This window comes from Candidatus Mycobacterium methanotrophicum, assembly GCF_023515995.1.
Classification (GTDB): Bacteria; Actinomycetota; Actinomycetes; order Mycobacteriales; family Mycobacteriaceae; genus Mycobacterium; species Mycobacterium methanotrophicum.
Map to the genome: position 1 here is coordinate 1,591,412 of NZ_CP097320.1, position 16,170 is coordinate 1,607,581.

Consider the following 16,170-nt stretch of genomic DNA (forward strand, 5'->3'; position numbering starts at 1 on the left):
CGGGCCTCCTCTAGAACGCCGCCACGGCGTGCGGGTCGCCGCTGCCGGCCGTCTCGCCGCGGTACTTTCGCGCCGCGGCGAAGCCGAGCTCGAGGTCGGCCAGGATGTCGTCAATGCCTTCGATGCCCACGGCCAGCCGCACCAGCCCCGGGCTTACGCCGGTGGACAACTGCTCGGCGGGGCTGAGCTGGGAATGCGTCGTCGACGCCGGGTGAATCACAAGCGATCGCACGTCACCGATGTTGGCGACGTGGCTGTGCAGCCTCAGCGCGTTGACGAACGCCTTCCCGGCCTCGACGCCACCGGCCAACTCGAACGACAGCACGGCTCCGGTTCCCTTGGGCGCCAACTTCTTTGCCCGCTCATACCATGGCGAGCCGGGCAGGCCGGCGTAGTTGACCGAAAGCACATCGTCGCGGCCGGCCAGGAATGCGGCGACTCGCTGGGCGTTGGCGACATGGCGTTCGATCCGCAAGCTCAGCGTTTCCAGGCCTTGCGCGATCAGGAACGCGTTGAACGGCGACGCGGCCGACCCGTAGTCGCGCAGCAACTGCACCCGCGCCTTGACCGCGAAGGCCGGCGGGCCCAGCTCCGCGTACACCACACCGTGGTAGCTGGGGTCGGGTGTAGTGAACCCGGGGAAACGGCCCTGGGTCCAGTCGAAAGTCCCGCCGTCGACGATCACACCGGCGATCGCGGCGCCGTGCCCACCCAGATACTTCGTGGCCGAATGCACAACGATGTCGGCGCCCTGGGCGATCGGCTGAATCAGGTAGGGCGTGGCGACGGTATTGTCGACGATCAGCGGAACGCCATGCTCGTGGGCCACCCCGGAGACGCCGGGAGTGTCCAGCACGTCGACCTGCGGATTGGAGATGGTCTCGGCGAAAAACGCCTTGGTGTCCGGGCGCACCGCGGCCCGCCACGAGTCCAGGTCGTCGGGATCATCGACGAAGCTGACCTCGACACCCAGCTTGGGCAGCGAATAGTGGAACAGGTTGTAGGTGCCGCCGTAGAGCCGCGGGCTGGACACGATGTGGTCGCCGGCGCCGGCCACGTTCAAGATCGCGAACGTCTCCGCGGCCTGCCCGGAGGCCAGGAACAGCGCGGCGACGCCGCCCTCCAGGGCGGCGATGCGCTGCTCGACGACGTCGGTGGTTGGGTTGCCGATGCGGGTGTAGATGTTGCCGGGGATTTCGAGCCCGAACAGCGCCGCGGCGTGTGCGGTGTCGTCGAAGACGTAGGAGGTGGTCTGGTAGATCGGCAGCGCGCGGGCGCCGGTGGTCGGGTCCGGCTGCTGGCCGGCGTGGATCTGTTTGGTTTCAAACGACCAATGCGCGGCCGGGTGGGTCTCGTTGTCAGGGTTGGTTTCGGAACTCACGGTGATGTCTTTCTTGGAAGGATGTGGGTGGGTCGAGTGCTGGCAGCCCCGCGGGACGTCATCTGGAAAACGACGTCAACCGGCAGCGTTGCGGTTAGCAGCTGCGACACACGATGAGCCAGCCCAAATAGGTGCGCATCAGGTTTCCCTGTCTACTCGGGGGGCCCGTCACGGCGGACCCGCGCTTGCCGACGTAGCCGTTTTGGCTACTCAACCTGGTCATCACCCGGGGCACCCCACCGCGGTTGGAGGGTTGCCGGCCAGCAAGCCGGGGCTTGACGCTGGCGCTCATGACCGAAACGGAGCTTATCTCATTAAGCCGATCGCATGCCAGGGGTCTCCTGCGCTTACGTCGCCGGCAGAGGTCGAACCGGACTACCATCGAATCGAACTAGCCCTGGGTGCCCCGGTTCGCCGGCACCACCTCAAGGTCGAAACGAGGCGAAACGCCCTTGATGCCGTGGCAGTCAGTGACAAAACGAAGCCCGCCAAGACCAGTGATACTGGAGACCAGCCGTGTGCGCCGAACAGCCGACCATCATCTACACGTTGACCGACGAGGCGCCGCTGCTGGCGACCTACTCCTTTCTGCCGATTGTGCGTGCCTTCGCCGAACCGGCGGGCATCGGAATCAAGACCAGTGACATCTCGGTAGCGGCACGGATCCTGGCCGAGTTCCCCGATTACCTGACCGACGATCAGAAGGTGCCCGACAACCTCGGCGAACTGCGCCGCCTGACGCAGCGAGCCGACACCAACATCATCAAGCTGCCGAACATCAGCGCATCGGTGCCCCAGCTCGTCGCCGCGATCAAGGAACTGCAGGGCAAGGGATTCAAGGTTCCGGACTATCCGCAAAGTCCCAAGACCGACGAGGAAAAGGAAATTCGCGACCGTTACGCCAAATGTCTCGGCAGCGCGGTTAATCCCGTTCTGCGACAGGGTAATTCGGACCGCCGTGCGCCGAAGGCGGTCAAGGAGTACGCGCGCAAGCACCCGCACAGCATGGGCGATTGGTCGATGGCGTCGCGCACTCATGTCGCAACCATGCGGTACGGCGACTTCTACCACGGCGAGAAGTCGATGACGCTGGACCGCGCGCGCGACGTGAAGATGGAGCTGGTGACCGCGGGCGGCAAGACAATCGTGCTCAAGCCCACGGTGTCGCTGGGCGGCGGCGACATCATCGACAGCATGTTCATGAGCAAGAAAGCTCTGTGCGAATTCTACGAAGCGCAGATGGAGGATGCGTACAAGACCGGCGTGATGTTCTCCCTGCACGTCAAGGCCACGATGATGAAAGTCTCCCATCCCATCGTCTTCGGGCACGCCGTCAAGGTCTTCTACAAGGAGGCATTCGCCAAGCACCAGGCGCTGTTCGACGAACTGGGGGTCAACGTCAACAACGGACTGGTCGATCTCTACAACAAGATCGAGTCGCTGCCCGCCTCGCAACACGATGAGATCGTCCGCGACCTGCACGCCTGCCACGAGCGCCGCCCGGAGTTGGCCATGGTCGATTCGGCCAAGGGAATCAGCAATTTTCACTCGCCCAGTGATGTGATCGTCGACGCTTCGATGCCCGCGATGATCCGCGCGGGCGGCAAGATGTACGGCGCCGACGGGCGGCAGAAGGACACCAAGGCCGTCAACCCCGAGTCCACCTTTTCCCGCATCTACCAGGAAGTCATCAACTTCTGTAAGACGAACGGCCAGTTCGATCCGACGACGATGGGCACCGTCCCCAACGTCGGCCTGATGGCGCAGCAGGCCGAGGAGTACGGCTCGCACGACAAGACGTTCGAGGTCCCTGAGGATGGCGTCGCCAACATCGTGGACCTCGACACCGGCGAAGTGCTGCTGACGCAGAACGTGGAAACCGGCGACATCTGGCGCATGCCCGTCGTCACAGACGCCGCGATCCGCGACTGGGTCAAGCTGGCCGTCACCCGGGCCCGTAACTCCGGGATGCCGGTGTTGTTCTGGCTGGACCCGTACCGGCCGCATGAGAACGAGTTGATCAAGAAGGTCGAGAAGTACCTGAAAGACCACGACACCGACGGCCTCGACATCCAGATCATGTCGCAGGTGCGTTCCATGCGGTACACGTTGGAGCGCCTGATCCGCGGGCTGGACACCATCGCGGCGACCGGCAACATGCTGCGCGACTACCTCACCGACCTGTTCCCGATCCTGGAGCTGGGCACCAGCGCCAAGATGCTGTCCATCGTGCCGCTGCTGGCCGGCGGCGGAATGTACGAGACCGGAGCGGGCGGTTCGGCGCCCAAGCACGTCCGCCAACTGGTCGAGGAAAACCACCTGCGTTGGGATTCGCTCGGCGAGTTCCTCGCGCTGGGGGCCTGTTTCGAGGACATCGGTATCAAGACCGGCAGCGAGCGCGCCAAGATCCTGGGCAAGACGCTGGATGCCGCGATCGGCAAGCTGCTGGACAACAACAAGGGTCCGTCGCGCAGGACCGGTGAGCTCGACAACCGGGGCAGCCAGTTCTATTTGGCGATCTACTGGGCGCAGGAACTGGCCACGCAGAGCGATGATGCCGAGTTGCAGAAGCACTTCGCGGCACTGGCCGATGCGTTGATCGAGAACGAAGAGGTCGTCGTCGCCGAACTCGCCGAGGTCCAAGGCGAGGCGGTCGACCTCGGCGGCTACTACAAGCCGGACGATGAGAAGACCACTGCGGTGATGCGGCCCAGCGAAACCTTCAACGCCGCGCTGGAGGACGCTCAGCGGGCTTAGTCCACGAGATTGCGCCTATGGCTGTGATCGGCGGCAAAACCACGACCCTCACTGCAATCTCGACGCCGACCAGCTCGCGGCGCACCTAGTCGACGATGTTGCGAAGGGTCTCGATCAGCTTGACCCGCTCAGCGGGCGTGGCCGCCATTGGCGCCACGTTCAAGGTGGTCACGCCCGCCTCCCGGAACGCCGCGACACGTTCTTTGACGAACGCGGGTGTGCCGATCAGCGAGACGTCTCGCACGAGTTCGTCGGGCACGGCCTTGGCGGCGCTTTCCTTATCCCCGGCCAGGTAGAGCTCCTGGATGCGGTCGGCTTGCGGACCGTAGCCGTAGCTGGTGGCCAGCGTGTGGTAGAAGTTCTTGCCCTTGGCGCCCATTCCGCCGATGTAGAGCGCCAGGTGCGGTTTGATGAATTCGCGTAGCGGTTCGACGTTTTCGCCGATGGCCAGTGCCGGTCCGGCGAACACGTCGAGGTCGCCCAGCGCGGGATCGCGCTTCGCCCGTCCGGTGGCCAGCGCCTTGCCCCACACATCCTGCGCTTTCTCCGGCAGATAGAAGATCGGTTGCCAGCCCTCGGCTATCTCGGCGGCCAGCTCGACGTTCTTAGGTCCGAGTGCGGCGATCAGTATCGGGATGCGTTCCCGGACGGGGTGATTGATCAGCTTCAGTGGCTTGCCCAAACCGGTGCCGTGCTCGGGCGGCAACGGGATGGTGTAGTGCTTGCCCCGGTGTTGCAGGCTCTCGCGACGCCACACCTGCCGGCAGATCTCGACGACTTCGCGGGTGCGGGCGATCGGGGCGTCGTAGGCCACGCCGTGGAAGCCCTCGATGACCTGGGGGCCGGACGCGCCAAGGCCGAGGGTGAACCGGCCGTCGGAGACGTAGTCGAGACCGGCGGCCGTCATCGCGGTCAGCGTGGGTGTCCGGGTGTAGAGCTGCAGGATGCCCGACGCCAACTCAACCCGTTCGGTGCTGGCCGCCAGGTAGCCCAGCGCGCTGACGGCGTCGAACGAATACGCCTCGGGGACAAAGACAATGTCCAACCCGGCGCGTTCGAGGCCGGCCACCTCGGCGGCCACCTCTTTGAACCCGCCGGCGTAGTTGATTCCCAACCCGATCCGCATGCTCGTACTCCTATGCTTTGTATGCCCGAGTGAACTGATCGGCCAGTTCGAGCGCCTCTTGCTGGATCCGCTCGAACTGGGCGCCCATCGCGTCCGCCAATGCCGTCGCTCCCGACAGCGGCCGCACCACGACCATAAAGTCGTCGATCAGACCCGCGTCGTTGAAGTGCGGGAAGTCGCATCCGGTGACCTTTTGCCGGCCACGGTTGTCTCGAACACAAACGCATGGTCGCGGTCGTTGCTGTGATGGGTCTCGCGGATGCAACTCACCGGACACCTCGCAATCGTCAATTTGTCGGCTAGGCGGAACTGACGGTAGAGCCTGCCCATCGATATGTCTATGAGCGATTAGTCACTTTGTTGACTATTCATGTCGTTGTACTATCGTCCGATGTCGCTGCGTGACGCGGTGCTGGCCGCCCTCATCGACGGCGAGTCCTGCGGGTACGACCTGGCCAAGAGCTTCGACGCCTCGGTCGCGAACTTCTGGATGGCAACCCCGCAGCAGTTGTACCGCGAGCTCGACCGACTCGCCGGGCAAGGTCTGATCCGCGCCCGCGTCGTTCACCAAGAACGCCGGCCCAACAAGCGCCTGTATTCGCTGACCGAGGCGGGCTACGAAGCCATCCAGCAGTTCACCTCTCGGGCGCCGAAACCGTCGGTGATCCGTGATGAACTGGCAGTCAAGCTGCTGGCCGTCGACTTCGGCAACGCGCCGGCGGTGCGCGACTTCATGGTCGAACGACTGCAACGGGCGACAGCCAAACTGCAACGTTACGAACGGATGCGAGCTCGTATGCTCGACGGCCGGGACGAAGAAGAACACCTTGCCCAGACGAAGCGAGTGGGCCCCTACTTGACGCTGATGCGCGGAATCTCGTTCGAACAAGCGAACATTCGATGGGCCGAGCGGACGCTGGCCATCCTCGAACAGCGTCAGGGCGCAGGGTCCACCAGGTAGTCGTACTGTGGACTTCATGTCCTGCGGACAGAAGATCAAAGTCGAGGGCACGGTAGTCGAGCTCGACGGCGACGAGATGACGCGGGTCATCTGGAAGTGGATCAAAGACATGCTGATCCTTCCGCACCTCGACATCGACCTGGACTACTACGACCTGGGTATCGAGCACCGTGACGCCACCGACGACCAGGTGACGATCGACTCGGCCTACGCGATCAAAAAGCACGGCGTCGGCGTCAAGTGCGCCACGATTACTCCCGACGAGGCCCGGGTCAAGGAGTTCAACCTCAAGACCATGTGGTCGTCGCCCAACGGGACAATCCGAAACATTCTGGGCGGCACGATCTTCCGCGAGCCGATCATGATCTCGAACGTTCCGCGGCTGGTTCCGGGGTGGAAGAAGCCGATTATCATCGGCCGTCATGCCTTTGGCGACCAGTATCGCGCGACGAACTTCAAGGTCGACCGTCCCGGAACCGTCACACTGACCTTCACCCCGGCCGACGACAGCCAGCCGATCGTGCACGAGATGGTGTCCATGCCCGAAGACGGCGGCGTGGTGATGGGGATGTACAACTTCACGGATTCGATCCGGGACTTCGCCCGCGCGTCGTTCGCCTACGGGCTCAAAGAGAACTACCCGGTGTACCTGTCGACGAAGAACACCATCCTCAAGGCCTACGACGGCCTGTTCAAAGATGAGTTTCAGCGCGTCTACGACGAGGAGTTCAAGGACAAGTTCGAAGAAGCCGGTCTGACCTACGAGCACCGGCTGATCGACGACATGGTGGCCGCGTCGCTGAAGTGGGGCGGCGGCTATGTGTGGGCGTGCAAGAACTACGACGGCGACGTGCAGTCGGATGCGATCGCCCAGGGTTATGGCTCGCTGGGGCTGATGACGTCGGTGCTGATGACCGCCGACGGCAAGACCGTGGAAGCCGAAGCCGCGCATGGCACGGTCACCCGTCACTTCCGGCAGTACCAGGAGGGCAAGGCCACCTCCACCAATCCGATCGCCACGATCTTCGCCTGGACGCGTGCGCTCGAGCACCGCGGCAAGCTGGACCACACACCCGAGGTGAGCGGGTTCGCCGAGAAGCTGGAACAGGTCGTCGTCACCACCGTCGAAGGCGGGCAGATGACCAAGGATCTCGCGGTGCTGGTCGGCGAGGATCAGCGCTGGCAGACCAGTGAGGAATTCCTCGGGGCGATCGCCGACAACTTGGACAAGGCGCTCACCTCATAAGCGCCTCATAGCGCGAGCAGACGCAGAATCGCACGCCCCGCTGGTCGTCCCGAAATCGTGCGATTCTGCCTCTGCTCGCCGAGCTAAACGGCCGGCGGTTCGGCCGCTCGGATCGGCGGGGTGTGCTCGTCGAGGAAGCCGGTGATGACCTCGGTGACTCGTTCCGGGGCCTCGAACATCGGGATGTGTCCGACGCCGTCGAGCTCGGTCACCCGCGTCCCAACAGGAAGTTGGGCCTTGAAGTAGCGGTGCGACCGCGGCCCGGGGAACACGCGGTCCTTTTCACAGAGCACCAAGTGCGCGGGGACGGCGGTTTGCGCCAGCTCCAGCAGCCCGGGCAACAGCATCGATTTGACCAGCAGCCGGAAGTAGGCCGGACAGTGCGCCACGTCATCGACGATCGCCTCGAGTTCACTTTCGCCGACCCCGTCCGGCGACCCGCTGACCGGCAAGGTGGCGAGCCGACGGCTGAAGGGCAGGTGTAGCGCGCGCGGCCCCAACCACCGTGCCAGTGCCCAGAACGGCATGCCGGAGACGAACTTGGCGATCACTTCGAACTTGGTCGGCGCCCAGCGGGTCCATCCGCCGGCCGGCGCGATGCCGGTCACCGTGCGTGCCCGACCGCGACGTTCCAGTTCGAAGGCCACCCAGCCGCCCAGCGAGTTGCCGACGATGTGGCAGGTGCTCCAACCCAGCTCGTCGAGTTGGCGCTCGACATGGTCGGCCAACACCGACGAGCTCAGCAACCACGTGCCGGCGTACGGGCCACCGTTGTGACCAGCCATTGTCGGCGCGAACACCTCGTAGCGGCCGGTGTCGGCCAACCGCGGGGCAACCTTGTGCCATACCAGCTGGGAAATCAAGAAGGGGTGCAGCAGCAGGACCGGTTCGCCAGACCCGAGATGGATGGGCGCGCGCGTCGGTCGAGGCGACTGCGGGCGAGCGGGGCGCATGACGCCGACAGTAAGGTGATACCAGCGGTACTGCAAGTATGCGGAGTGTGGGCCGGTGTCCGCGTGAAAAGATCGAGTCACCATGAGCATCAGCACCGGATCGCGCCGGGTCTTCTCCGGCGTGCAGCCCACCTCAGACTCGCTGCACCTGGGAAATGCGCTGGGCGCCGTCGCGCAGTGGGCCCAGTTGCAAGACGACTACGACGCGTTCTTCTGTGTCGTCGACCTGCACGCCATCACCATCCCGCAGGAGCCCGACGTGCTGCGGCGCCGCACCCTGGCCACCGCCGCGCAGTATCTGGCGTTGGGCATCGACCCCCGCCGCAGTACGGTCTTCGTGCAGAGCCAGGTTCCCGCGCACACCCAGCTGGCATGGGTGCTGGGCTGTTTCACCGGTTTCGGCCAGGCTTCGCGGATGACGCAGTTCAAGGACAAGTCGCTGCGTCAGGGCAGCGACGCGACCACGGTCGGCTTGTTCACCTACCCGGTATTGCAGGCCGCCGACGTGTTGGCCTACGACGCCGAACTGGTGCCGGTGGGTGAAGACCAGCGTCAGCATCTGGAGCTGGCTCGTGATGTCGCGCAGCGGTTCAACAGCCGGTTCCCGGACACGTTTGTCGTTCCCGAATTACTGATCCCGAAGGTCACCGCGAAGATCTACGATTTGCAGGAGCCGACCTCGAAGATGAGTAAGTCGGCAGCCACCGACGCCGGGGTGATCAGTCTGCTCGACGCCCCGGCCGTGTCCGCCAAGAAGATTCGCTCCGCTGTGACAGACAGCGAACGCGACATCCGATTCGACCCGGACGCCAAACCCGGTGTGTCGAACTTGCTGAGCATTCAATCCGCCGTTACCGGCGTGGAGGTCGATGCCTTGGTTCAAGGCTATGCGGGACGCGGCTACGGCGATCTGAAGAAGGACACGGCCGAGGCGGTCGTCGAATTCGTGACCCCGATCAAAGCGCGGGTCGACGAGTTACTCGCGGACCCAGCCGAATTGGAGGCTGTCCTGGCTGCCGGTGCGGCACGGGCCGAGGATGTCGCCACAAAAACGGTCGACCGGGTCTACGACCGGCTCGGGTTCCTGCCGAAATGTCCCTAGCGAATTGTCATGAGTGAGCCGGCCAAACCAGGGATCCTGGATCGGTTGCGGGCGCGGTTCGGATGGTTCGACCACGCGATGCGGGCCAATCGGCGATTCAACGAACGCAAAGGCAACTACTTCGCCGCTGGCCTGACCTACTACACGATTTTCGCGTTGTTTCCTTTGCTGATGGTCTGTTTCGGTGTCGGCGGATTCATTCTGTCGCGCCGGCCCGACATGCTGACCAGAATCGACAGCAAGGTCAGGACCGCCGTGCCCGGCCCGCTGGGGCAGCAAGTCATCGACCTGATGCACTCGGCGATCAATTCGCGCGCAGCAGTCGGCATCATCGGGCTGATCACCGCGGCGTGGGTCGGGCTGACCTGGATGGCCAACCTGCGGGTAGCCCTGAGCGAGATGTGGGAACAGCGCGGACATTCCCCGGGATTCGTCCGCACCAAACTCTCCGACCTGGCGGCGATGATGTCGTCGTTCGCGGCGATCGTGGCGACCCTGGCGCTGAGCACACTCGCCGACGCGACCCCGACCGGCAAGATATTGGCATGGCTGCGCATTAACAACGCGCCACTGCTGGACGCAATCCTTCACGGGGTGTCGATACTGGTGTCAGTGCTGTTGTCGTGGTTGGTGTTCAGCTGGATGATCGCCCGATTGCCCAGAGAGCCAGTCGACTACGCCACGTCAATTCGGGCCGCATGGCTCGCCGCGATCGGTTTCGAACTGTTCAAGTTGCTCGCATCGATTTACCTGAAGTCCGTGTTGCGCAGTCCCGCGGGCGCGACGTTCGGGCCGGTGCTGGGCTTGATGGTGTTCGCGTACATCACCGCTCGGCTGCTGCTATTCGCCACTGCGTGGGCGGCGACGTCTCCGGAAACTTCGCGCGCGGCACCGGTGCAACCGCCGGCGCCGGCGGTCATCGCCACTCGTGTACAGCTCAACGAAGGTATCAAAGCGCGACAGGCGTTGACCGCTGCAGCAATAGGAGCCGCTGGGGCACTCGGCCTTTCCCGACTTGTTCGACACAAGAGAGAATAGTTTCGGGTTCGTAATCCTCTCGGTGCCGAAACGATTTGGCCACGACAGGGCGCTTCGGCGCTCAGCCGTGTCACTCTCATGAGCACGAATAGTTGCTCTACGCAAAGGCGGGTAGGCGATGTCAGCACCAAATCTGTTCCATAAATTGGCAGCGGAAAGCATCGGCACCTTCTGGCTGGTGCTCGGCGGCTGCGGCAGCGCGGTTTTCGCGGCGAAAGTGTACTCGGGTCACTATCCCGTGGGTATCGGCTATCTGGGTGTATCACTCGCGTTCGGTCTGACCGTGCTCACAGGCGTATACGCGTTCGGAGCCATTTCCGGCGGGCATTTCAACCCCGCCGTGACGCTGGGCGCCGCATTGGCGCGCCGCGTGGAATGGAAAGTACTGCCGGCGTATTGGATTGTTCAGGTGATCGGCGGCGTGCTGGCGGGGCTGGTGATCTACTACATCGCCGGCGGCAAGGCCGGATTCAGCGCGACCGGGAACATGGCGGCCAACGGGTATGCCGAACACTCACCCGGGTACTACTCGCTGGGCGCGGTGATTCTTGCCGAAATCGTCCTGACAGCGATTTTCCTGTTCGTCATCCTCGGCTCGACGGACGATCGGGCGCCTAAGGGCTTCGCCGGCGTGTCCATCGGGTTCGCTCTAGCGCTGGCTAACCTGGTGGCGATCCCGATCTCCAACGCGTCGATCAACCCCGCGCGTTCCACCGCTGTGGCATTCTTCAACGGCAACGGCGCTCCCGCGCAGCTGTGGGTGTTCTGGCTTGCTCCGCTGATCGGTGGGGCGATCGCCGGCATTGCCTATCCCTTCCTCTTCGGCCGGGCTGAGCAGACCGATGAGGCAGCGGGCTAGCCGGCGATCCGGTGATATCGGCGCCCGGTGCTTAGCGGATAGTCGCGGCGCCGAGGGCTGCGGTGGCGACTACGTCAACTACCGGGAAAACGTCGCGGCCGGCTCCCGCGACTCTCGGCCTGGACGCCGAGCGCGTAAACGCTAACCGCCGACCAGCCATTCGCCATCGGCCATCACGCCGGTGACCCGTAGATCCCGATCCAGCACAACAAGATCGGCGTCGGCACCGGCGCGCAAGCTCCCGGCATTGCCGAGACCGAGCGCTCGGGCCGGCGTCGTCGAGGTCATCTGCACCGCAGCGGTCAGCGCCGCGTCGCGGTCCGTGCCGAGACCGGCTGCAGCGCGGAAGAGCTGGTCCATCGTCGCGGTGCTTCCGGCGATCGTCGACGTCCCACGCACACGTGCCACCTGCTCGACGACATCGATCTGCAGTGTGCCGAGCCGAAATTCGCCGTCGCCCAATCCCGCCGCCGCGGTGGCATCGGTGACCAGGGCCACCCGGTCGGCTCCCGCGGCCGCGATCACCGCGCGTTGCATCGCGGGGTGGACGTGCACGCCGTCGGCGATCAACTCGACGATCACCCGGGCATCCTCCAACAGCGCCAGCGCCGGGCCGGGTTCGCGGTGATGCAGCGGCCGCATCGCGTTGAACAGGTGGGTGCCTACGGTCGCGCCGAGCTCGATGGCATGGCGGGTCTGCTCGTAGGTGGCATCGGTATGTCCAACGGCGACAAGCACGCCGGCGTCGACGAAGCGGGAAATCGCATCGTCGCTTCCGGTGCGTTCCGGTGCCAGGGTGACCATCCGGATCGCGTCGCCTCCGACGGCCAACAGGGCGTCGATCTCATCAAGGTCAGGGTCGCGCAGTTGCCGCGGATCGTGCGCCCCGCAGTGCGCCGCGCTCAGCCATGGCCCCTCCAAATGGATACCGGCGACGACGCCCGCATGGGTCGAATCGGCAAGCGCACGTACCGCGGTGAGCAGGTCGGCCGGCGACGCCGTGACCAGACTGGCCAATGTGGTGGTGGTGCCGTGCCTGCGGTGAAACATGGCTGCGCGCAGGACGTCTGCGTCGCTGCCATCGGTGTAGGACGCGCCGCCCCCACCATGCGCATGGATGTCGACAAACCCGGGCGCCACCAGCGCGTCAGGCATATCGACGTCGGCCGGGCGCGGCGGAAGCCCCGACCCGCACGCTGCGATGCGTTCACCCGAGGTTTGCACCCAACCCGGGCGGCAGAGGCCGTCTTCTAGCGCGACAGTGCCCGCGGCGATCAGCGGCATGCCGGCCATCCCTTCGACTACGTGCAGCAGCTGGGGTCCAGCGCCGTGCAAAGCGCCTGTAACGCGTCCGGGCGGACCCTGTGAAACACGTTCATCCCGCGGCGATCCGAGACCACCAGGCCGGCCTTGCGCAGCTGGGTCAGATGATGACTGACCGTGGACTCACTCAAATTAAGCACGGCCGCTAGCTGTCCGGAAATCTCTTCTCCGGCGGGCGAGCTGAACAGCTGCGACACAATCTTTACCCGCACCGGATCGGCAAGGGCCTTCAACCGCACCGCGACCTGCAATGCGTCGGCATCACTCATCGGTCCTGCGGCCACCGGTGCACAACACACCGGCGTGGTCGTATCGATCACCGGCAGCGCTTTCGGCATCGCACCATCCTGCCACATGCGTTGACATATATCGAAAAGGTCGGCATGCTGGGCCACGTGGCACGCTGAACCATCTCGGGGTCGCGGTCGAGTCCAGCGAGGTGGTGCACACCGAGATCGCCCGGCTGACCGAGGCCGAAATGTTCACCGCGGAGGAGATCGGCGCCACCTGCTGTTTTGCGACCCAGGACAAGGCATGGGTAACCGGACCCAGCAGTGTGCGCCGGGAGGTCTACACCGTGCTCGCCGATTCCGAAACCCTCGGCAGCAGTCCTGGTCAACCTGGCCAGGACTGCTCAGGTGTATGTTGCGGCGCGAATGCGGAGTCCGCCGACACCACGGCGTCCGCGACATCGTGTTGCCGATGCCCCACTACGATCGCCCCCCGAACGGAATTGTCCGATGACTGACACCATCCCCGCCAGCTCTGCTGAAACCTCCACTGTGGCAAGGCTTCCTATGTTGGATCGGTTGTTGCCGGTCTGGATCGCGGTCGCCATGGTCGCCGGGTTGCTGTTGGGACGCGGGCTGCCCGGCTTCAACACCGCGCTGCAAAAAGTGCAGATCGACGGGATCTCGCTGCCCATCGCACTGGGACTGCTGATCATGATGTATCCGGTGCTGGCCAAGGTCCGCTACGACCGGCTCGACACGGTCACCAACGACCGGCGCCTGCTGGTCAGCTCGCTGCTGCTCAACTGGGTGCTCGGCCCCGCGGTGATGTTCACGCTGGCCTGGCTGATGCTGCCCGACCTGCCCGAATACCGCACCAGGCTGATCATCGTCGGCCTGGCCCGCTGCATCGCCATGGTGATCATCTGGAACGACCTGGCCAGCGGAGACCGCGAAGCCGCCGCCGTGCTGGTCGCGCTGAACTCGATCGGACCCAAACCACCATCGCGACCTCGCCTTGGCAGATCGCCAAATCCGTCCTCATCTTCCTCGGCGTCCCGCTGGCCGCCGGATATCTTTCCCGCCAATGGGGCGAAAAAGTCAAGGGCCGCAACTGGTATGAGAGCCGCTACCTGCCCAAGATCGGGCCCTGGGCACTTTACGGGCTGCTGTTCACGATCGTGATGCTGTTCGCTCTCCAAGGCGACCAGATCACCGCCCGGCCATGGGACGTCGCACGCATTGCTCTGCCACTTCTGGCCTACTTCGCGATCATGTGGATCGGCGGGTACCTTCTGGGCGCCGCACTCGGCTTGGGATACGGACGCACCACCACCCTGGCATTCACCGCCGCCGGCAACAACTTCGAACTGGCCATCGCCGTGGCGATCGCCACCTACGGTGCCGCTTCCGGCCAAGCTCTGGCCGGCGTCGTCGGGCCCCTGATCGAGGTCCCCGTGCTGGTCGCATTGGTCTACGTGTCCTTGGCCTTGCGACCACGCCTATTCTCGCCGCAATGAGCGCCAGGCCCAGCGTGCTGTTCGTCTGCGTGCATAACGCCGGCCGTTCCCAGATGGCCGCCGCGCTACTGGCCCATCTCGCCGGTGATCGAATCGAAGTCCGTTCGGGGGGAACCGAACCCGGCGACCAGATCAACCCGGCCGCCGCGACGGCGATGGCTGAACTCGGGATCGATATCACCGCTGAGGTGCCCAAGGTCGTGACTCCCGAGGCGGTGGAGACCAGCGACGTCGTGATCACCATGGGCTGCGGCGACACCTGCCCCTACTATCCCGGAGTGTCCTACCGCGATTGGAAACTCGACGACCCGGCAGGCCAACCGCTCGACACCGTTCGCCTCATCCGTGACGACATCGCCGAACGCGTTCGCGCTCTGATCGCCGAACTCCTGCCGACTTAGTTCTGCGGCCGGCGGTTCATCGAGCGAGCGGCCATGATCAGCCCGAGCACGATCACGGTGCCGATCACCGCCACACCGACTCGGACCGGCAGCGCATCGGCGGACGGCACAATTGCGGCGGCATTCGTCGAAGCACCCGCGTCACCGCCCGTGGGGGATTTAGCCGCCGCCAACGCCGGATCGGGCTCGATCAGCGTGCCCACCCGAGTTCCCGGCGCGGTCGCAAAGCCGTAGTCCAGCAGATGTGCGGCCTGCTCCCACGGCGCAATCGGCAGCCGGGTGCCGTGCAACAGCACCGCCATCAGTCGGCGCCCGTCGTGATTGGCCGCACCCACGAACGTCTGGCCCGCGTCGTCGGTGTATCCCGTCTTGCCGCCCAGCGCGCCCGGATAGTGGTAGAGCAGCTGGTTGTCGTTTTCCAGCTGATAGCCGGGATGGTCGGCGTGCCCGGGAAAATCGAACGTCCGGGTACTGACGATGTCAGCGAAAGTTGGGTTCTGCCAGGCATATCGGTAGAACAGCCCGATGTCGTAGGCCGATGTGCTCATACCGGGCCCATCGAGCCCCGACGGCGTCGCAACGCGGGTGTCGCGGCCGCCGAGCTTGCCCGCCAGCGCGTTGATCTTCTCCACCGCGACCTGCATGCCGCCCAACTGCATCGCCAGCGCATGCGCCGCGTCGTTGCCTGAGTGCATCAACAGCCCGTGCAGCAACTGGTTGACGGTGTAGGTGCCACCCGGGGCAACGCCGACCCGGGTGCCCTCCGCGCCGGCATCCTCAGGCGTGCCGTCGACGATCTTATTGAGGTTGAGCTCGCGCAGCGACGCCGTCGCGACGAGCACCTTGATGACGCTGGCCGGCCGGTGACGGCCATGCGGATCGCGCGCGGCGATGATCGCGCCGCTGTCCAGGTCGGCGACCACCCAGGCCTCGGCAGAAATGTCGCCGGGCACCGGTGGGGTGTCGGCTGCCGTGACCACACCGCAGCCACCCAGCGCGTTACCGCCGATCGGCGACGCCGGCACCGGCAGCGGCAGCGGCGGATCGCCGGCCTGCGGCACTTCCGACGAGTCCACCGCCGGCGGAGTGGCCACCTTATACGGGCAGGTGTCGCGAGGGGGGCCGGACCCGGCAGCGGGCTCGGCGAGCGCAACCGGCATGCCGAACACAGCGGACGCCCAGACCATGAAAGCCGCCGCTGCCTGGCATGACGCCGTACGTAGGAAGCCCATCGTCTGTGCAGATTAGGCGATCATCGGCCCGATTCGCGGTA

General features: G+C 64.9%; 12 protein-coding genes, 3 pseudogenes and 1 riboswitch. Of the genes and pseudogenes, 8 read left to right on the top strand and 7 right to left on the bottom strand.

The annotated features are described in order from the left end of the window. Positions 1-10 precede the first annotated feature (10 nt). Positions 11-1,381: a bifunctional o-acetylhomoserine/o-acetylserine sulfhydrylase gene (locus tag M5I08_RS08620; RefSeq protein ID WP_219066771.1), complete on the bottom strand. Its 1,371-nt coding sequence runs from the start codon at positions 1,379-1,381 to the stop codon at positions 11-13. 176 nt (positions 1,382-1,557) lie between these two features. Next, positions 1,558-1,677: riboswitch (SAM riboswitch) on the bottom strand. A gap of 220 nt (positions 1,678-1,897) precedes the next feature. Between M5I08_RS08620 and M5I08_RS08625 the strand changes: the two genes are divergently transcribed. After that, positions 1,898-4,138 (top strand): NADP-dependent isocitrate dehydrogenase, encoded by a 2,241-nt coding sequence (locus M5I08_RS08625; protein WP_219066772.1) that lies wholly within the window; start codon positions 1,898-1,900, stop codon positions 4,136-4,138. A gap of 85 nt (positions 4,139-4,223) precedes the next feature. On the opposite strand, the gene M5I08_RS08630 is transcribed toward M5I08_RS08625, so the two are convergent. Both M5I08_RS08630 and M5I08_RS08635 read right to left on the bottom strand, forming a co-directional pair. Next, the gene (locus M5I08_RS08630) at positions 4,224-5,264 is read right to left on the bottom strand and encodes an LLM class F420-dependent oxidoreductase (protein ID WP_219066773.1); all 1,041 of its coding nucleotides are present in this window, start codon (positions 5,262-5,264) and stop codon (positions 4,224-4,226) included. Between the two features lie 10 nt (positions 5,265-5,274). Continuing rightward, positions 5,275-5,522: pseudogene (locus M5I08_RS08635) on the bottom strand (nuclear transport factor 2 family protein); the annotation flags it as partial. 133 nt (positions 5,523-5,655) lie between these two features. Between M5I08_RS08635 and M5I08_RS08640 the strand changes: the two are divergent. Both M5I08_RS08640 and M5I08_RS08645 read left to right on the top strand, forming a co-directional pair. Then, positions 5,656-6,225: a PadR family transcriptional regulator gene (locus M5I08_RS08640; RefSeq protein WP_219066774.1), complete on the top strand. Its 570-nt coding sequence runs from the start codon at positions 5,656-5,658 to the stop codon at positions 6,223-6,225. A gap of 16 nt (positions 6,226-6,241) precedes the next feature. Next, positions 6,242-7,471, top strand: a complete 1,230-nt coding sequence (locus tag M5I08_RS08645; protein WP_219066830.1) for an NADP-dependent isocitrate dehydrogenase — start codon at positions 6,242-6,244, stop codon at positions 7,469-7,471. Between the two features lie 83 nt (positions 7,472-7,554). Here the strand turns inward: M5I08_RS08645 and ephH are convergent, their stop codons facing one another. Beyond that, on the bottom strand, positions 7,555-8,352 hold the full coding sequence (ephH, locus tag M5I08_RS08650; RefSeq protein WP_219066831.1) for an epoxide hydrolase EphH: 798 nt from the start codon (positions 8,350-8,352) through the stop codon (positions 7,555-7,557). A 154-nt stretch (positions 8,353-8,506) separates the two neighbouring features. Here ephH and trpS point away from each other — a divergent pair, with 154 nt between their 5' ends. From trpS to aqpZ, 3 genes are all read left to right on the top strand, one after another. Next, on the top strand, positions 8,507-9,526 hold the full coding sequence (trpS, locus tag M5I08_RS08655) for a tryptophan--tRNA ligase (protein ID WP_219066775.1): 1,020 nt from the start codon (positions 8,507-8,509) through the stop codon (positions 9,524-9,526). A 9-nt stretch (positions 9,527-9,535) separates the two neighbouring features. After that, positions 9,536-10,564, top strand: coding sequence for an inner membrane protein YhjD (gene yhjD, locus M5I08_RS08660; RefSeq protein ID WP_219066776.1), 1,029 nt, complete (start codon positions 9,536-9,538; stop codon positions 10,562-10,564). A 118-nt stretch (positions 10,565-10,682) separates the two neighbouring features. Then, complete coding sequence (gene aqpZ / locus M5I08_RS08665; RefSeq protein WP_219066777.1) at positions 10,683-11,423, top strand: aquaporin Z; 741 nt, start codon at positions 10,683-10,685, stop codon at positions 11,421-11,423. Positions 11,424-11,564: 141 nt separating this feature from the next. Here the strand turns inward: aqpZ and nagA are convergent, their stop codons facing one another. Together nagA and M5I08_RS08675 are read right to left on the bottom strand one after the other, a co-directional pair. Beyond that, complete coding sequence (gene nagA / locus M5I08_RS08670) at positions 11,565-12,707, bottom strand: N-acetylglucosamine-6-phosphate deacetylase (protein ID WP_219066778.1); 1,143 nt, start codon at positions 12,705-12,707, stop codon at positions 11,565-11,567. 17 nt (positions 12,708-12,724) lie between these two features. Then, positions 12,725-13,084: an Rv2640c family ArsR-like transcriptional regulator gene (locus tag M5I08_RS08675; protein ID WP_219066779.1), complete on the bottom strand. Its 360-nt coding sequence runs from the start codon at positions 13,082-13,084 to the stop codon at positions 12,725-12,727. A 50-nt stretch (positions 13,085-13,134) separates the two neighbouring features. Between M5I08_RS08675 and M5I08_RS08680 the strand changes: the two are divergent. Both M5I08_RS08680 and M5I08_RS08685 read left to right on the top strand, forming a co-directional pair. Further along, a pseudogene (locus M5I08_RS08680) lies at positions 13,135-13,494 on the top strand (hypothetical protein); the annotation flags it as partial. Beyond that, positions 13,487-14,897 (top strand): annotated as a pseudogene (locus tag M5I08_RS08685) (arsenate reductase/protein-tyrosine-phosphatase family protein). The pseudogenes M5I08_RS08680 and M5I08_RS08685, both read left to right, overlap by 8 nt. On the opposite strand, the gene M5I08_RS08690 reads toward M5I08_RS08685, so the two are convergent. Beyond that, on the bottom strand, positions 14,894-16,129 hold the full coding sequence (locus tag M5I08_RS08690) for a D-alanyl-D-alanine carboxypeptidase family protein (RefSeq protein WP_219066781.1): 1,236 nt from the start codon (positions 16,127-16,129) through the stop codon (positions 14,894-14,896). The pseudogene M5I08_RS08685 and the gene M5I08_RS08690 sit on opposite strands and share 4 nt — an antisense overlap. Positions 16,130-16,170 lie beyond the last annotated feature (41 nt).